The sequence below is a fragment of the Leptospira ilyithenensis genome (assembly GCF_004771005.1).
In the GTDB taxonomy this organism is placed as follows: Bacteria; Spirochaetota; Leptospiria; order Leptospirales; family Leptospiraceae; genus Leptospira_A; species Leptospira_A ilyithenensis.
This window is the reverse complement of sequence record NZ_RQHV01000043.1, coordinates 105202-122287: the sequence shown is the minus strand read 5'-3', so window position 1 is coordinate 122287 and position 17086 is coordinate 105202. Positions and strand designations below refer to the sequence as shown.

At 39.2% G+C, this 17086-nt stretch carries 12 protein-coding genes; 10 read left to right on the top strand and 2 right to left on the bottom strand.

Translation table 11 applies throughout. From position 1 onward, the window contains the following. Positions 1–20: 20 nt before the first annotated feature. Positions 21–2282, top strand: a complete 2262-nt coding sequence (locus EHS11_RS09020) for an NAD(P)-binding domain-containing protein (protein ID WP_135764065.1) — start codon at positions 21–23, stop codon at positions 2280–2282. Here the strand turns inward: EHS11_RS09020 and EHS11_RS09015 are convergent. Continuing rightward, a complete protein-coding gene (locus tag EHS11_RS09015; RefSeq protein WP_135764064.1) occupies positions 2277–3632 on the bottom strand; it encodes a carcinine hydrolase/isopenicillin-N N-acyltransferase family protein in 1356 nt (451 codons plus the stop codon). The genes EHS11_RS09020 and EHS11_RS09015 overlap by 6 nt on opposite strands. 98 nt (positions 3633–3730) lie before the next feature. Between EHS11_RS09015 and EHS11_RS09010 the strand changes: the two genes are divergently transcribed. The 4 genes from EHS11_RS09010 (at position 3731) to EHS11_RS08995 (ending at position 9913) form a co-directional block, all read left to right on the top strand. Continuing rightward, complete coding sequence (locus EHS11_RS09010) at positions 3731–6235, top strand: cation-translocating P-type ATPase (RefSeq protein WP_135764063.1); 2505 nt, start codon at positions 3731–3733, stop codon at positions 6233–6235. A gap of 68 nt (positions 6236–6303) precedes the next feature. Continuing rightward, on the top strand, positions 6304–7161 hold the full coding sequence (locus tag EHS11_RS09005) for a patatin-like phospholipase family protein (RefSeq protein WP_135764062.1): 858 nt from the start codon (positions 6304–6306) through the stop codon (positions 7159–7161). Positions 7162–7590: 429 nt separating this feature from the next. After that, positions 7591–8475, top strand: coding sequence for an AraC family transcriptional regulator (locus EHS11_RS09000; RefSeq protein WP_210413663.1), 885 nt, complete (start codon positions 7591–7593; stop codon positions 8473–8475). A gap of 268 nt (positions 8476–8743) precedes the next feature. Then, entirely contained in the window at positions 8744–9913 is a 1170-nt protein-coding gene (locus tag EHS11_RS08995; RefSeq protein ID WP_167884391.1) for a sensor histidine kinase, read from the top strand. Between the two features lie 3 nt (positions 9914–9916). Here the strand turns inward: EHS11_RS08995 and EHS11_RS08990 are convergent, their stop codons facing one another. Beyond that, a complete protein-coding gene (locus tag EHS11_RS08990; RefSeq protein WP_135764059.1) occupies positions 9917–10180 on the bottom strand; it encodes a helix-turn-helix domain-containing protein in 264 nt (87 codons plus the stop codon). A gap of 579 nt (positions 10181–10759) precedes the next feature. On the opposite strand from EHS11_RS08990, the gene EHS11_RS08985 reads away from it, so the two are divergent. From EHS11_RS08985 to EHS11_RS08965, 5 genes are all read left to right on the top strand, one after another. Then, positions 10760–12022, top strand: coding sequence for a sensor histidine kinase (locus tag EHS11_RS08985; RefSeq protein ID WP_135764058.1), 1263 nt, complete (start codon positions 10760–10762; stop codon positions 12020–12022). Between the two features lie 102 nt (positions 12023–12124). Then, positions 12125–12652 carry a chemotaxis protein CheW gene (locus EHS11_RS08980; RefSeq protein WP_135764057.1) on the top strand — a complete coding sequence of 176 codons (528 nt, stop codon included), beginning with the start codon at positions 12125–12127 and terminating at the stop codon, positions 12650–12652. Positions 12653–12669: 17 nt separating this feature from the next. Next, the gene (locus EHS11_RS20400) at positions 12670–14238 is read left to right on the top strand and encodes a HAMP domain-containing methyl-accepting chemotaxis protein (RefSeq protein ID WP_135764056.1); all 1569 of its coding nucleotides are present in this window, start codon (positions 12670–12672) and stop codon (positions 14236–14238) included. Positions 14239–14247: 9 nt separating this feature from the next. After that, complete coding sequence (locus tag EHS11_RS08970) at positions 14248–16056, top strand: chemotaxis protein CheA (protein WP_135764055.1); 1809 nt, start codon at positions 14248–14250, stop codon at positions 16054–16056. Continuing rightward, positions 16053–17084 (top strand): protein-glutamate methylesterase/protein-glutamine glutaminase, encoded by a 1032-nt coding sequence (locus EHS11_RS08965; RefSeq protein ID WP_135764054.1) that lies wholly within the window; start codon positions 16053–16055, stop codon positions 17082–17084. The genes EHS11_RS08970 and EHS11_RS08965 overlap by 4 nt, the downstream gene beginning before the upstream one ends. Positions 17085–17086: the final 2 nt, after the last annotated feature.

The window sequence follows — 17086 nt, the reverse complement described above, 5'->3', positions numbered from 1 at the left end:
ATCGGAGGCAATTTGTGTTTATGCCTTTTCTATCAAGATACTTCACTTGGCTAAAAAAAAACGCTCCCGAGGGACAAGTTGAAGTTTATCCTACTGTATTAAACGACTTTTCCACCAATATTCCGGGTATATTCATCATAGGGGACCTAACGGGCATTCCATTGTTGAAGTTTGCTTCGCATAGCGGAGCGAAAATTTGGGATTTCATCCCTGAGACAAAAAACGAATTACTTGATGCGGTGATCATCGGTGCTGGCCCGAGCGGTGTTTCCTCAGCATTGGAAGCCGAAAAATTAGAAAAAAAAATCGTTCTCCTGGAAGCCGGCAAAGCATTTCAAACCGTTCATAGTTACCCCAAAGGCAAACCGATTTTTGCCGAACCTAAAGATTTCAAAGTCGGATCCTCTCTTCCTATCTTCGACGGAACCAAAGAGTCCCTTCTTGATCATTTAAATTCCGTTTTGCGATCACATAGCATTCCTTTGCTGGAAGGAGAGAGGGTGAATTCCGTGATAAGAAATTCCGTCGGATTTACGGTCGGGACAGAATCCGGAAAAAAGTTTCATACGAATCGAGTCATCATTGCTATGGGAAAATCCGGCGACCCGAGAAGGCTGGGGATCCAAGGTGAGGATCTCCCTCATGTTTCTTATCGTTTGATTGATCCAAAAGATTATTCTCATAAGAAAGTGGTAATTGCGGGAGGAGGGGATTCTGCAGTCGAAGCTGCCATTTCCGTTTCGGAATTTGCCGAATCGGTAACGCTTGTTACCAGGGGAAAAGAACTGACCCGACCCAAGCAGGAAAATATAAAAAAATTGGAATCTCTCTCGGAGAAAGGCAAGATTCAAGTTTTAAAAGAATCCAACTTACGTGAAATCGGAGAATCCAATGTGATCTGTGCTACTTCCTTCGGTGCAAAAAAGATTCCCGCAGACGATGTTCTGCTTTTGCTAGGAACGACCCCTCCTATTCCTTTTTTAAAAAAGTTGGGAATCCGAATTCAAAGTTCAAAATCGATTCGGGATTGGATCGGACTTATTTCCGTTTTCTTTTTTGCGATGACAGCTTACTTCGGTAAGGCGTCGTTCTATGGATCCGGTTGGTTTTCTCCTTTGGCAAGTGCGAGTGCCGGAGTATTTTTGATATCTTCCGTTTTATGGCTTTTCTTCTGGACAAAGTCAAATGGAATCCGATTTCCTAAGGGATGGCAGTTGTTTCGGAACATTTATCTGATCTTTGCCAGTTTTTATTTTTTGTTTGTTTATTTTTCGGCAACATACGGCGGTTATTTGTTATTTGAAAAATATCCAAGCTTTCATTATACTTTCCTGTATTCCATGACCATTTTGGTATTCGGGCTTAGGCGTATTACCGTCAAACAGACTCAATACATTAAACTGCAAACCTTCAGTTTGATTTTTGTTCAGTGGTTTTTTCTGTTTTTACTTCCCGAAATCATTTTACCTTTTTTGGGCAAAGCGGGATATCTGGGAGCAAAGGACGGGTTTCTACTGACCCAAGTATTTCCCGGAGAAGCATATTGGAAGGCCTACGGATTTATACTTGCATGGCCCCTCAGCATGGGTGTGTTATACGATGGCGGAATAACCAATTTCTGGCTTATCTACGGTTTGGCATTCAGTTTCGGAGTGATTCCGTTTTTAGTTTATCATTACGGCAAAGGTGCTTATTGCGGTTGGATCTGTTCCTGTGGTGGGCTTGCCGAAACATTGGGCGATGAACAAAGGGAAAAGATGCCTCATGGAAAATGGGCTTATCGGTTGGAACATTCCGGGCAATGGATTTTGCTGGTAGCATCCATCATCACTTTATTGAAGTTAATTGGCGTATACGGAAAATCAATCATTCCCAACCTGATCAATGCGGAGTATGTTGCGGATTCCGTCAAATGGATCTACGATTTGGTAGTGGATATAGGACTTGCCGGAGTTGTAGGAGTGGGTTTTTATTTTTTCTTTTCAGGAAGGATTTGGTGCAGAATGTTCTGCCCTCTTGCCGGCCTTATGCATATTTATGCAAGGTTTAGCAAGTTTAGGATTTTCTCTGAAAAGAAAAAATGCATTTCCTGCAATATTTGCACGAAGGTATGCCATCAGGGAATTGATGTTATGAGTTATGCAAATATCGGTCGTCCCATGGATAGCGTACAATGTGTTCGGTGTTCCGCTTGCGTTTCCAGTTGTCCGACTCAAGTTTTAAGTTTCGGAAAACAAAATATTTTCGATCAAAGTTTTGATAAAGTGAGTGCTACTTTATAATTTGATTTTCAACTTTCTGTTTTGTTTTTGCCAATATGTTTGAAATAAGGGAGAGGTCCATTTTGATTTCCCTATTTTTTTTTGTTTCAATTCATTTTCGCATTTTCTAATGAGCTCCAGATGGTCTTTCAATGCTTTGATTTGAATCTCGTTTTTTTTTGATTCCGTCAAAGTTTCGTTTGTATAAGCAATCAATTGGGATTCCATCGGTTTTGTTTCCGGCACAACAATGGCCCTGACCGTCTGGTAATCGAAATTCGCTCTTCTTGCTATTTGTTCATGTTCGACCCATAACGAAATATCATTCGGAGTTTTAGGATTCAGAGGACCAGGATCTATGATCGTCGTTGTTCCGAAGAAAAAAGGTTTAAATACGCTCAGACAAGGTGTGGATGTGCCAGTGTACCATATCCGAAGCGGATCATTGCTTTTTGCCGAAGTATTCCATTCTACTACCAGTGATCCGTTCGTTTGGTTTGGTGTGATGAGACCGGTTGCATGCAGACATAAAGAGCCCATACTTGCGGAAGAAACTTCAAATTCGGAATCCTGGGTGGCATGAGAGCGTAAAACATCCATTGCGCCTTTGGCAGTATAATTTCCTTTTATTTTGTAACTTGCATTTGCATTGGTCTCATGCAATTGTCTTCTTTTTTTGCATTGACCCACTCTTGTGAAAAACCAATCGGAGAAAACTCTGTTAAATGAAAAATCTTTTCCTTTCATCCGATAATCGGCTTTGATCGCTTCTTCTTCCAAATTCTTACTGGACATGGTGTAATCCGACTCAATGGTCAATCCGTTCGAGATCGCATAGAACTTGACAATCGGTTTTGCCACCCAAAGCCGATCGGCCGTTTCCAGTATAAAGCCGTCCGACCTATCCGCGATGATAAAACTATTATGATAGAAAAACGATCTGTTTTCGTAACCACCACAGGCATCTTGCCCGTATTTTTCCAATAATTTAGTAATAAGACCTAATGCCTCTTTTGCGGTCTTGCACCTTTCGAGTGCTAAGCGGAGTAAGTCCATCCCTGTGAGACCGTCGTTTTTCCTTTTGATTTTGAAATTTGTGAATACAGCTTCATTTCCGATGGCAAGTCCGTATTCGTTCACTCCCATTTCTGCTCCCCACATATGAAACGGTTTGGATAGAAATACTTCGTTTGTGATTTCTACTTGAGGAACGGAAATAAATGTACATTGAACGGAACTTCCCTTTTTATAATTTTGTTTGGGAATATGAAGGATCAATTGTGTTTCGTTTGGTTCCCGATCCGAGTTTTTTGCAAAAATTCTTTTTTCCGTTCCTGTAAATAATTCGGTCGCGAGAGAAGTATCACACATTCTTCGAATGTGATTTGTTTTTAAAAAATAACAAGATCATTTCCGTTATTTTTGACTTAAAACCGGGATATGGATCAATTGGAAAATCATGGCATTATATGTTTAATCAAATCGAATCTTTTTACAGAAACGGTCTCTCCGGTTCTGAAATCTCAACTTTGAGAATGAAACACGGATTCAACGAGCTTTCCGGCTCCAGGAGGAAAAACGGTATCTTCCACTTTTTTGCCGTCCTCGGTGAACCGATGATATTTTTGCTTTTATCAATAGGTATCGTTTACTTTTTTATAGGTGATTCCGGCGAAGCTATCCTGCTTTTATGTTCGGTAGTTGTAATCATAACGATCACAATTTACCAGGAAACGAGAACGGAAAATGCTCTGAATGCTTTGAAAAATTTGGCAAGTCCGAGAACCAATGTGATTCGTGACGGGGTTGTGAAACGTGTTGACGGACGTATTTTGTTGCCGGGAGACATTATAATTTTAAATGAAGGAGACAGGATCCCCGCTGATTCCAAGATTTTGTTATCAAACCACCTAACAGTGGATGAATCTCTTTTGACCGGAGAATCCGCAGTCGTTTTGAAGGACAAGGGAGACTTTATTTTCAGCGGTTCTTTGGCAGTTTCCGGAAACGCGATCGGTATTGTAGAAAATATAGGAGACAAAACAGAAATTGGCAAAATCGGAAAAACTATCGGAGAAGAAAAAACTGAAAAGACCATTCTTGAAAAAGAAGTACGAGTTTTGGTCAGAAGGATATTCTTTCTAGCTGTGATTCTTTGTTTGGCGCTTGCTTCTTATTTCGGAATTTGGCAGGGGGAATGGATGAAGGGAATTCTTTCCGGTTTGACTCTCGCTATCGCCTTGGTTCCGGAAGAACTTCCTTTGGTATTGACCATATTTTTTGCCTTCGGAGCATTCCGGTTGAGCCAGAAAAAAGTACTGACTCGAAAGTCTTCCATCATTGAGACGTTAGGTGCCGCTACGGTTTTATGTACAGACAAAACGGGAACCATCACTCAAAACAAAATGACGATCAAATGTTTGACTAGTGAAAACGGAGAATCCTTCTATTTGGATAACGATTCGGAAGTTCCCGAGAGGTTCTATGATTTGATCAGATACGGAAACTTTGCCTCTAAAAAAGATCCGTTTGATCCTATGGAAAAAGCATTTCTGAAAATGGCGGACTCCTATCCTGAAAAATTTTTACATTCGGAAGGAAATTCAATCAAAGAGTACCCTCTATCTTCCGGATTTTTTTCGATGACCCAGGTCTGGCAAAAAGGCGGATCTGAAGATTATATTGTGGCAAGTAAGGGCGCGCCTGAAGCTATCTCCATCCTTTGTGGTATGGATACGATCCGCACGAATGAAATCCTGGAAGCAGCAAAAAAGTTTGCAAATGCAGGTTATCGAGTGTTAGCTGTTGCAAAAGGAATTTTTCGGGGAGATGAGCTTCCTCAATCTCAAAATGAATTTGCATTTGAGTGGGTCGGACTTGTCGGATTTGAAGATCCCATCCGTGATTCTATACCGGAAGCGGTTCGTATGGCCGAAGAAGCGGGAATCAAAGTGATTATGATCACAGGCGACTCGGGAGAAACTGCAAAAAGTATTGCGAGGCAGATCGGATTGGAATCTCCCGACATCGTAATCACAGGTAAGGAATTAAAGGAAATGGACGATTCCCTTTTAAAGGAAAAGATTCTTCGGGCAAACGTCTTTTCCAGAGTGACTCCCGAAGATAAATGGAGGATCGTCCGTGCCCTTCGCGCGCAAGGTGAAATCGTTGCTATGACCGGAGATGGTGTGAATGACGCCCCTGCACTGAAAGCTGCACATATCGGAGTGGCGATGGGGGAAAGAGGAACGGATGTTGCGCGGGAAGCTTCCGATGTAGTCTTGTTAGATGATTCTTTCTCTTCCATACTGGATGCAGTCTCGGAAGGTAGAAAGATCTATGACAATATCAAAAAAGCTTTGGCTTATATCATCGGAGTTCATATTCCCATCGTAGGGGCTTCGTTTTTGCCCGTATTCTTTCATTGGCCGAGTATGATTTTATCTGCAGTCCACATAGTATTTTTGGAGCTTGTGATCGATCCCACTTGTACTCTAGTTTTTGAAAAAGAAGAGTCTGAGAAAGATTTATTAAAAAGAAAGCCCAGAGACATATCCGTTCCCTTACTCAATAAAAATCTATTTATCATCTCGTTTTTACAAGGGTTATTGTCTTTATTTGCTGTAATCTCTGTTTATTGGATAGTGATTGTCCGTGACGGCTTCAATCAAAATCAAAAAGCAAGTACGGCTGCATTCGTAACATTGGTATTTTCTAATTTACTCTTGATTCTGATTAATCGTAATTGGACTGAAACCGTTTGGGAATCTTTTCGAAAGAAGAACCGTGCCTTGCCATATGTTGTGGTCGGGACATTGATTGTACTTCTTAGTTCTTTGTATGTTCCCTGGTTACAGACTTTGTTTCATTTCGTACCTATGGGCCTCGTCGATCTATTGATTTGTTTTTCCGTTTCTTTTTTCAGTGTAATATGGTTCGAAATCGGAAAGTTATTATTTAGAAATAAGAATTGAAAAATCCAAATTTTCCTCTGCAATAGTCGTGCAATGAAACCGATACATCTAAGAAATGGGTCTTACCTATGATTGAACTTTTTTTTCCGAAAAAACATTCCGCACTTTGTTTGAATTCCGCATTTTTCGGTTTTTTTGCACATACTGGATTTGTAAGAGGGTTACAAGAAATAGGATTTCAGCCCTCGGTCATCACTGGCTCCAGTGCGGGTGCTCTGATCGGCGCTCTATTTGCATCCGGTGCGGATATGAAAGAAGTCCAGATGATGATTTTGGGTTTAAAAAAATCCGATTTTTGGGAAGGCAATTCCTTCACTCAAATAGGTAGATTGATTAAAAAAGGATTCAAAGGATATAGCGGGATTCTTACCGGCAAGTCTACAAGAAAATTATTATATCCTTATCTAGGAAAAAAAACCTTTTCCGAACTCCCGATGAAATTAGGTGTCGCAGTATCAAATCTAACAAAAGCTAAAAGGCAACTCGTCGCGGAAGGAAACGTATTGGATGCAGTGATGGCGTCCATCGCATTTCCTTTCTTATACGAAGTTCAGAACGTAAAAGGAGATGATTTTTTAGACGGAGGAATAGGCGATGGGGAGCCTATCAAAGAATTGATATTGGACCCAAGTATAGACAGAATCATCATTCATCAAATTAATAATAATAAACCTCTCGCTTCTTCCGTTATCAAACGAGCCTTGGATTCTTCCTTCCAGATTATTGATTCTGAAAATGAAGAATTGAAAACTTTACTCGCGGAAGCCAGAGGAAAAAAACTGATTCGATTGGTTACGAATACTCCGTTTTTATCGCCTGGCGATTTTTCCCAAGGGAAGTTTGCTTTGGCGGAAGGATTAGGTACCGCTTATAAAAATAAGGATCAAATCTTGGGACAATTTGTTCTACCGGGTTTCCCATTCTAGAGTTTTCCTTTTCTTGTTTTTGTAATTTATATTTTTACTTTCCGAATATAAAACTATACTAATGTGGTATTTCACTTTATGGAATGGAAATCCGTAAATTATCCAAATTTATCCGCATTTTGTCCTACTGGTTTTTATTTATACTCTAGCACCGATTATGATTTTCATTGCGGACTCTAATGCGGAGAGTTATCAAGTGATTGATAAGCTTGTTAAGTGCCACGTGAATCGTCTTTTTTAATTGATAGGGGTTTTTACTAGGCTCTTATCTTTTTTGAGCATTTAATAAACATTATGTGTAGTTTTTTAAAATATAAATAATTTAAGAAATATTTATGAATATTCCTGATTTTGTCTAAGTAAGGTTCACTTAATTTGTGATAGGGCTTGTTTAGGAAGCATAGAATTCATTTCTTTATGAGTCATTTGGTGGCACATCGCAAACTTAAGATATTTAATTTAGAGGATATGGGTGCGTCAGAGGACGAAGATTTTTCAATTTGTATTTTTGAAAATCCGTCTGCTGAAAATTTCAAATGGACCGCCTTAAATACTCATAACTTTTCTACTTTAGTTTTTGTCACAAAAGGAGAGGCTAAAATCGAAATAGATTCCCGTATTTATATGATTTCTGAACAAAATTTGTTTTATCTGCCTCCTTATCTTTCTCATCAGTGTGAGTGGAACAAAATTACACAAGGAGTTTCCATCAAGTTTCAGGAGTCCTTTCTGTTCGGGTCAGGAAAAATAGGGTCCTTTTACAAATACCCCACTTTTTTCAGGACAAAGACTCCGGTGATTTTAAATATCAAAGATTGTTCTTCCATACAAAATAGTTTTCATTTTTTAAAAGAAGAATGGAATTTGGGATCAAAACTGGAAAAGGCTATCATCAAAAATTTTACCGAACTGATACTGTTATTCGCCGGTCGCTGTAATATATTGCCATTTCAGGAATTGCCGACCAAGGTGAATCGAATTGTTTATGATTTTATTTCTCTTTTGCAAGGTTCGCAAGGAGAGATTCGTTCAGTCCAATATTATGCATCGAAATTGGAAGTCACTCCGGGACATTTAAATGATACGATTAAAGAAGTAACGGGTCGTTCCGCTTCTGACTTTATAAAGGAAAATGTAACCCGGGAAGCACGTAGATTATTAGAATATACCGATGCTCGAATTTCAGATGTTGCTTCTCAATTGAATTTTCATGATTCTGCATATTTTACCCGTTTTTTTAAAAAAGAAATAGGAATCACTCCTTCGGAATTCCGACAAAAACAGAATCCGCAAATTATCCAATCCAATCCGTAATATGTCCTGTCCTTTTTGCTGTATTTGGTAGCAAACGTTAGTATTTTGATTGTGAGATATAATATTATGTTTTACTGATGATGATGAAATGAATGTCTCTTTTGAATCGGAATTTAAACCGCTGCTGAATGAATTATATTTCTATAAAAGTTTAAAACATGTACTTGATACTATACCTAGAGGCAGTTATGCGATATTTGATTCAAATCTGAGGTGTAAAATTATTGCGGGAAAAGACTTTGCTATCGACGATTTCTATAAGGACGGAATGATCGACAAGGATCTCGAAGAGATTCTCGGTTTGCCGTTTTTCTCAGATTCCAATCTTGATATCACATCTTTTCGAAACGCACTGAACGGTGTGCCTTACGAGAAAAATAGCATCATAAGACAGGAATTATATTCATTTACCATATCTCCGCTATCGCTGCCTGATGAGAGTCGGGATGTTACAAATACTAGCGAATCAGAAAAAAAATATATCCTACTTTCCTGTTTTCATTCTCCAAATCACAAGCTAACGGAGAGCAATCTGAATGATATTTTAGAAAAACAATCCTTGGTGATCGAGTATGAGGAAGAATTGTTTCGGGAGATAATTGAAATTTTCAATTGGCGTAGGGAAATGGAAGGCAAAGGGAAGCACAAAGTTTGGATGCGTAAAGCACTGCCGAATTTAAATACCAGCCTTATGCAAGGTTCAGGGTTAGGCGGTCTTGTTACATCAATGGGTGCGATGCTTCGAAAGGCTGAAAAATCGGAAACTCATGCAATGGTGCCTCTTCGGCATTTGGAAATGGTGGAGGAGAATTTTAAGAGTACTAAAAAATTAGTAAAATCTCTCGCGGATGCACAAGTTCTCTTTGAAGAAACAAGTTCTTTGTCTGAGAAAGTTGATTTGCAGGATGTGATAGATTTAATTGAAGAAGAAAGTCGTAGTTTGACAGGCATGCTTTCTATCAAAAAACAAAATGTCGTTGTTTCCATACTTAAAAATACCAAAGAATATTTTTTAAATATCAATAAGAATACTCTTAAAACAGCTGTTAGGGAAATATTAATCAATGCTATGAAATACTCCCCGGATGGGATCAGCATTATAGTTCTTTTTCTTATGTCGGAAGGGAAATTTATCATCAAATTTATCAATCCGACAAATGATTCCAGCATTCAATCTTTGAATTTCAAAGAAGCGGAAGACTTGGCTTTATTTCAGCCTTTTTTTCGGTTGAACAAAACTGTCGATGAAAGATACGAAAAAGAGGAATTCAGTCTGGGGCTTGGGCTAGCAGTTGTTAAAAAAGTAATAGAAGATATGAAAGGTCATATTCATATCAATTCTATCCAATCGGGAATTTATAAAAATGTACTGCGATCCGATAGCCAGCACTCTCTTCTTTCCGAAATTTGCATCACTTTGGAATTTCCGATTATTTGATTTTTATTTGGAATTTGTGATATTTTTTTTCTTAATTTGCAAATCTTCCGTTAATGGAACATTCAATATTTCCCTAGGGTGAACTCCCAGGGCATTTGCAATTCTGAAAAGGCTTTGAAGATTGGGAGCGTTTCCGCCTGATTCAATCCTCTGATAAGCTCTAACACCCATTTCCAGGCCGGAAACTTCCTCTTGAGTCATCTTTTTCTCTAAACGCAAATCTTTGATTCGCCGACAGACCTTTTCTTGAAATGTTACATAATCCATAACTATATTTTAGAAAAAATTAGACAATTACGCCATGACGATAAAGATACGTCATAAAAGACGTCGACATAATTGGCGTGTAAATTACGTTATACTTTAACATAGAGATAAAAAATGAGATTATCTGATTTATATTCCTTTGCGTTGTCTGGGTATTTTAGACGAATAAAAATAGATTCCTCTTCAATAAAGATAACAAAGTTCTTTTTTATTTTAGTAATTATCCTAGTTCCACTTTTAACTTTCAGGGCCGGCTGTTTTGCACGTGCCGGAATGTTAAATGCCTTTCATCATTCGGATACCTTATCAATAAATTGGGCTGGTGTTTCGAATTTATGTTTGGTTGTGAGATTCTTTCTTTTACAGCATTCTTTCCATTCGAAATATTCCGATTAAAATTGTTTCAACGTATGCTCATACTTGCTTACTTTCAATCGTTTCGGATCCTTGTTTCAAGCCTTATATAATGTTAGGATTTTGGTTTAATACTTGATTTTTTTATTATATCATATTAATCTTTGCCCTCAGGAAATTTGATTTCAGTTCGTCCAAAATAATCAAAAGATACAATTTGTACACATGAACATAAACACGTGGGAATCCGAAACAGCACCATACTTAGAATTAGTACTTAGTTCACTTCCGTATGGAAACTACGCTATCTTAGACGAAGATTTGCAATTCCTACTCATTACCGGAAAAGATTACTTGGCGAGAGGTTATCATTCGGATGCATTCGTTGGTAAAACCATTTTTGAAGTTCCACAAAGTTATCGTAGTCACTGGGAAGCTCATTTTAGGAACGCTTTGAACGGTGAAGTGTTTCAAGATGAATATCGCGTGGACGATGAAACCTATTTTGTCAAGATTTCACCGATCCGTTTTCCCAGCTCCGCACAACTGTTCATTCTGTTCTCGGGTTTAAACATCACCAAATACAAAGGGATTGAGAAACAGATGTTTGAGATTCTGGAGAAGCAAGGCACCCTCATTGAATATGAGGAAAATTTGCATAAAGAAATCATTCAAATCTTCAACTGGCGTCAAGAGATCGGAGGAAAGGGAGGAAATAAGCAGTGGATGGAGCAAGCTCTTCCCAATCTGAATACTTCTTTGATGCAAGGTTCGGGCTTAGGTGCTTTGGTGACTTCGATCGGAGCTATGCTCAGGAAATCCAAAAAGGAAGAAAAAATCGCAACTGTTCCTTTGACTCATTTGGAAATGGTGGAAGAGAACTTTAGAAGTACTAAAAAATTGGTAGAGACTCTCGCCAAAGCTCAGTTAATTTTTGAAGAAACCAAATCCGCGCAGGAAAAAAAATCTTTAAAGGAAATCATGCAGTACTTTGAAGAAGAACAAAAAAACTTAGAACCCATGCTCGCCATCAAAAAACAGGATCTAATCGTGTCTACTCTCAAGAATGCGGATTCATCCTATGTTTTGATCAACGAACATGCTCTTCGCAACGTAGTCAGGGAAGTTTTAATCAACGCTATGAAGTATTCTACGGACAAATCAACGATTGTTGTTCTTTTTATGCGTTCGGAAAGTCATTTTATCATCAAGGTAATGAATCCACCCGCTTATCCGGCCATCCAAAATTTGGATTATAAAAAGTCGGAAGAAGTTGTTTTGTTTCAGCCTTTCTACCGATTGAGTAGAGCAGTGGATGAACGTTATGATGCGGAAGAATTCGGTCTTGGTTTGGGGCTTGCGATTGTGAAAAAAGTGATAGAAGATATGAACGCTCGGGTTTATTTCAATGTGATTCAATCCAATATCTATTCCAAAGTAGGATCAGAAGTTTGTGTTTCTCTGGAGTTTCCCATTGCCAGTAAGTAAATTGATGAGTTTCGCAAAGATGATTGCTTTCCATCTCAATGTTGATGAGAATAGAACCCGAAAGTCTTTATTTTAAATAATTATGTCACAAGTTGGTAAAGAATGAGCGCATCTGATTTTGATATGGATCGCCTTAACGACGATCAGGACGATTTTGACGACGATGAAGATACGTTAGACGGTAGATTCCTGATTTTTTCGTTAGGCGAAAGAAACTACGGAATCGAAATCAAATATATTATCGAGATCGTGGGTTTGCAGACTATCACAGAGATCCCCGATATGCCCAGCTATATCAAAGGTGTGATTAATCTACGTGGTAAAGTTGTTGCTTTGATTGATGTCCGCAATCGTTTCAAGATGACGGAAATCGGTTATACGGAAAAGACCTGCGTGATCATTTTGAATATCCACGGGCAATTGGTCGGCTTGATTGTGGATACCGTGAGAGAAGTGATCAAAATCAATGCAAATCAAATGGAAGAGGCGCCTCGTTTCAGTGAGACGGAAGGCAGTCGTTTTATCAAGGCTCTTGCCAAAGTGAAGAATGATGTCAAAATCCTTCTGAATACCGACAGGATCATCAAAGAAGAAGATGCTAACGCATTAGAGACCGTTTTATCAAATTAAAGTATAGGTGATAGGAAATGAAAAATAGCAAATCCATGAGTGTAAAAACTAAACTAATTTTAGGATTCGCATTACTAATCGTATTTCTCGGTATTGGTGTATCTTCCGGAATATATTCACTCAATATCTTTAACTCCAAACTGACGGATATAGTGGAGATTTACAGCAGGAAAGTAGAACTTTCGTTAAACCTTCGCACGGCAGCTGTTTGGTTGAATCGAAACGAAAGAAACCTGATTCTGGAATTGGAAGATGCTAAAATGGCAAAACTCGTCGGAATGAGAACGGAGAAAATCACAGAAACTGACGAACTTTTTAAAAAATTGGAACTAATTTCCAACAAGCAGGATATGAAGTTTTTAAATGATTTGAAAGCTATCTATACTGAATATTCAAAGGAAGCAAATGCCCTCATCGCTTTGGCATTGCAAAATAAAAACACGGAAGCACGTCTTATTGGAAATGTCATAACCAGGCCCCTTGCAGATAAGTTTGAAAAAGTAGCGGACCAGGTAGTGACTTTTGCATCCGATGAAATGGATCGGGTAAATAAGGAAACGAATGAATATTATAATTCTACATTTATTTTTTTGATCTCGTTATTTGCCATCTCCGTTGCAGTAAGCATGGGTATGGCCACCTGGATTATTTTAAATATTACCAAAGCCTTAAATTCCGCCGTAGAAATTGCAGCTTCCGTGTCCAGCGCGGCGCAACAGGTGTCTTCCACTTCCTATACTTTGAGTCAAGGTGCGAGTGAACAGGCAGCTTCCATTGAGGAAACCACCGCATCCATTGAAGAGATGTCTTCTTCCGTCACTCAAAATTCCGAATCCGCTTTGGAAACAAACAGAATTGCTTCTACTTCCGCAAAGGAAGCTACCATTGGCCAAGACTCCGTTTTGAAAACTCTCGAAGCTATGAAAAATATTTCTTCCAAAATCAAAATCATAGAAGAGATTGCCTATCAAACCAACTTACTCGCATTAAATGCTGCTATTGAAGCCGCTCGCGCCGGAAAGCATGGAAAAGGTTTTGCGGTTGTTGCCGATGAAGTGAGAAAACTTGCGGAAAGAAGTCAGGTTGCCGCACAGGAAATCAATCAATTGTCTACCAATAGTGTTTCTCTTGCGGAGGAAGCAGGAAGGGTAATTGCAGAGATCGTTCCCAGTATCAAAAAAACAGCGGAGCTTGTTTCCAGCATTGCCGATGCATCGAGAGAACAATCCGCCGGAATCACGCAGATTTCGTTGGCTATGACTCAAATGGATCAAACGACACAACTATCCGCTTCTTCATCGGAGGAACTTGCTGCCACTTCCAATGAATTGAAAGAACAAGCAAACCATTTACTCACGATCATGGGAACGCTAGTTACGATTGATGAAAATAGATTGATGGCAAGTCATAAGAAACATTCTCAAGTTTCAAATCCGAATGAGTTGAAAAATATTGCTTTGGAATTCGGAAAAGGATCCAAAGCAGGCTATATGCTCGGCAATCAGCAACCAAACTTCGGTAACGGGCAACAGCCGAGGCCGCAATCCGGTAGCTCGGAAATCAGCGGTCCTGCGGAAAGGTTTTAATTTGAGAGTATGAGTAGAGAACAGCTCTTACTCGATTTTATTCCGGAAGCATTTGATCTCATCCAGGATTCCGAAACGGCAATCTTGGAGATTGAAGAGTTATGGGATAGCGGTGGTTCTTATAATGAAGAGCTTATCAATAATTTATTCCGATACTTCCACACTTTAAAGGGTTCCGCAGGTTTATTAAAATTAGAAACGATAGTTCAGGTGACTCATGAAGCCGAAACGCTTCTTGATATTTTGAGAAAGGAATCAATTTTACCTAGTGCGCATACATGCCAGATTCTTATCAATACTTGCGATCAGTTAAGAAAATTATTTCAGGTAGTTGAAGCTACCAAAGTGAATCCCGATCTGGAAGAAGAATCCTTGACGTTGATTGAAGCTCTACAAGGTGAAATCAAATCTCTCGGTAAAGCGGATGCGGAAATCAAACTGAAAAATACCTATGAAATCTTTGATTCTAGGAAAGATAAAAAGTCCAGTTATGAGATTTTTAATGATCCTGCCCCTCAAATAATTATAAAATCCGGTTATGAAATTTTTGAAGATCCTCCTGTTATAAAAAATGCAGCGAATCTAAAATTGCAGGCGCAGCCTGAAAGAGAAAATCTAACATGTGTTCGTTCCAGTCTCCTGAAAAAAGAAATCAAGGTTTCCAATGAAAAGTTGGACGCTCTCATGGATCTTATGGGTGAGCTGGTTATCGCCGAATCGAATGTAACTCAACATGCGGTTGTAAAACGATTAAAAAACGATGACTTCCATCTATCTTTGAACCGACTTAGGAAAATCGTTGCGGACTTGCAGGAAGTCGCTTTTTCCACAAGGATGATCCCTATTTCGGGAGTATTTCAGCGTATGTCCCGATTGATTCGGGATTTACAGAAAAAATCTATGAAAAAGGTCAGCTTGTACGTATCAGGCGAAGAAACCGAAATAGACAAATCCATTGTGGATTTGATTGCAGATCCTATCATTCACATCTTGCGCAATTCGATTGATCATGGGATAGAAGCACCTGATGATCGTTTGGCTGCTCTGAAATCGGAAGAAGGAAATATCTACCTTAGTGCCAAACAATCCGTAAATGAAGTTTGGATTATGATTCGTGATGATGGAAAAGGGCTGGATAGGGATAGAATCATTGCGAAAGCCGTTGAACACGGCATTTTAACTACCGATCCGAGTTTGCTTACGGATAAAGAAGTATTTCAGCTTATTTTTGCTCCTGGTTTGTCAACTGCAAAAGAAGTAACCGATCTTTCCGGACGAGGAGTCGGGATGGATATCGTAAAACAAAATATCGAAAGACTGGGTGGAAAGATCGATATTCATTCCAAACAGGGACTCGGTACAACCTTTGTACTACGTATTCCTCTTACGCTTGGAATCATGGAAGGAACTGTCGTTCGTATCGGAGACAAATACTTTACCATTCAAACGATCGAGTTACGCGAATTTGTCAGTCTATCGGATAAAGAAAAAATCCGCTTGGATGAAGGTCAGACGGTGATCGATGTCAGAGGAAAATTCATCCCGGTTTTCGATATTAATCAAGTATTGAACCATCGAATTCCTTTGGAATATGATGGAACCGATTTGCTGGCTGTTATCATCGAACATGAAGGCAGTTTATTCGGAATTCAAGTGGATGAAATAGTCGGAAATTATAATGTTGTAATAAAACCTTTGCATGGCCTTATGGAGAACGCGACTGGTGTGAGCGGTTTTACTATCCTTGGAAGCGGAAATGTGAGTTTGATTCTGGATGTTAAATCAATCTATACCAAGTTGCATGATGTTGTTCGATGATAAGGGTATTAATAGTCGATGATCAATCTTTGGTTCGGAATGTATTAGAAGAAGAACTGAACAAACATTCCGAAATCAAAGTTATCGGTAAGGCATCCAATGCCGCAGAAGCAAAAACTCTTCTCCCCACTTTAAAACCGGATTTGATCAGTCTTGATGTGGAAATGCCGGGAATGAGCGGGCTTGATTTTCTGGATTGGTTGTTTGCAAATTTTCCTACACCTGTGATTATGTTGAGCTCCTATACCGAGGTAGGTGCTCAAACTACCGCAAAGGCTTTGCAAAAAGGTGCGAGTGATTTTGTTCATAAACCTAACGGAACAGAAGAAGACTTTTTACGGATGTTAAATGAACTTACTTATAAAATCAAAAAAATAGGTTCTAGTTCGATCGCTGGGCAAAGAACTCCTCTCTCAGAAAAACGCATTACTACACATGAATCCACGACCAGTCAAATCAAACTCATTGCTATCGGGGCATCGACAGGAGGAACGCAAGCAATTGATTATATTCTGAATCAATTGCCGAATTTTCTCCCTCCGATTGTTATGGTTCAACATATGCCTGAACATTTTACCACTTTATTTGCAAATAGACTTGCGCAGACAAGCGGTTTCATTGTAAAAGAAGCCGCCAACGGTGATCTTTTGGAAGACGGTACCGCCTATCTCGCGCCAGGTGATCATCACCTCCTTGTGCGGAAGCTGGCGGGAAGGATGTATTTGGAAGTGGAAAAATTCGATAAAGTTTCAGGGCATAGACCTTCCGTTGATGTGTTATTCGATTCCATCGCAAGAGCAGGTCTTGCATCCAAGACACTCGGAATTTTACTTACCGGAATGGGAAGGGACGGAGCAAACGGTCTGCTTGCCATGAAGGAAAAGGGCGCAAGGACCATCGGTCAGGATGCAACTTCTTCAGTAGTATACGGTATGCCCAGAGAAGCCTTTGAACTGGGTGCAGTGGAAAAACAAGCGAGCTTAAATGATATACCAAGCGAAATTTTAACAATGATTAGATTCAAATAAGA

Coding starts and splice junctions, on each gene's coding strand:
- EHS11_RS09020 (WP_135764065.1), top strand. CDS start 21: ATGCCTTTTCTATCAAGATACTTCACTTGGCTAAAAAAAAACGCTCCC.
- EHS11_RS09015 (WP_135764064.1), bottom strand. CDS start 3,632: ATGTGTGATACTTCTCTCGCGACCGAATTATTTACAGGAACGGAAAAA.
- EHS11_RS08965 (WP_135764054.1), top strand. CDS start 16,053: ATGATAAGGGTATTAATAGTCGATGATCAATCTTTGGTTCGGAATGTA.
- EHS11_RS08985 (WP_135764058.1), top strand. CDS start 10,760: ATGAACATAAACACGTGGGAATCCGAAACAGCACCATACTTAGAATTA.
- EHS11_RS08980 (WP_135764057.1), top strand. CDS start 12,125: ATGAGCGCATCTGATTTTGATATGGATCGCCTTAACGACGATCAGGAC.
- EHS11_RS20400 (WP_135764056.1), top strand. CDS start 12,670: ATGAAAAATAGCAAATCCATGAGTGTAAAAACTAAACTAATTTTAGGA.
- EHS11_RS09010 (WP_135764063.1), top strand. CDS start 3,731: ATGTTTAATCAAATCGAATCTTTTTACAGAAACGGTCTCTCCGGTTCT.
- EHS11_RS08970 (WP_135764055.1), top strand. CDS start 14,248: ATGAGTAGAGAACAGCTCTTACTCGATTTTATTCCGGAAGCATTTGAT.
- EHS11_RS09005 (WP_135764062.1), top strand. CDS start 6,304: ATGATTGAACTTTTTTTTCCGAAAAAACATTCCGCACTTTGTTTGAAT.
- EHS11_RS08995 (WP_167884391.1), top strand. CDS start 8,744: ATGATCGACAAGGATCTCGAAGAGATTCTCGGTTTGCCGTTTTTCTCA.
- EHS11_RS08990 (WP_135764059.1), bottom strand. CDS start 10,180: ATGGATTATGTAACATTTCAAGAAAAGGTCTGTCGGCGAATCAAAGAT.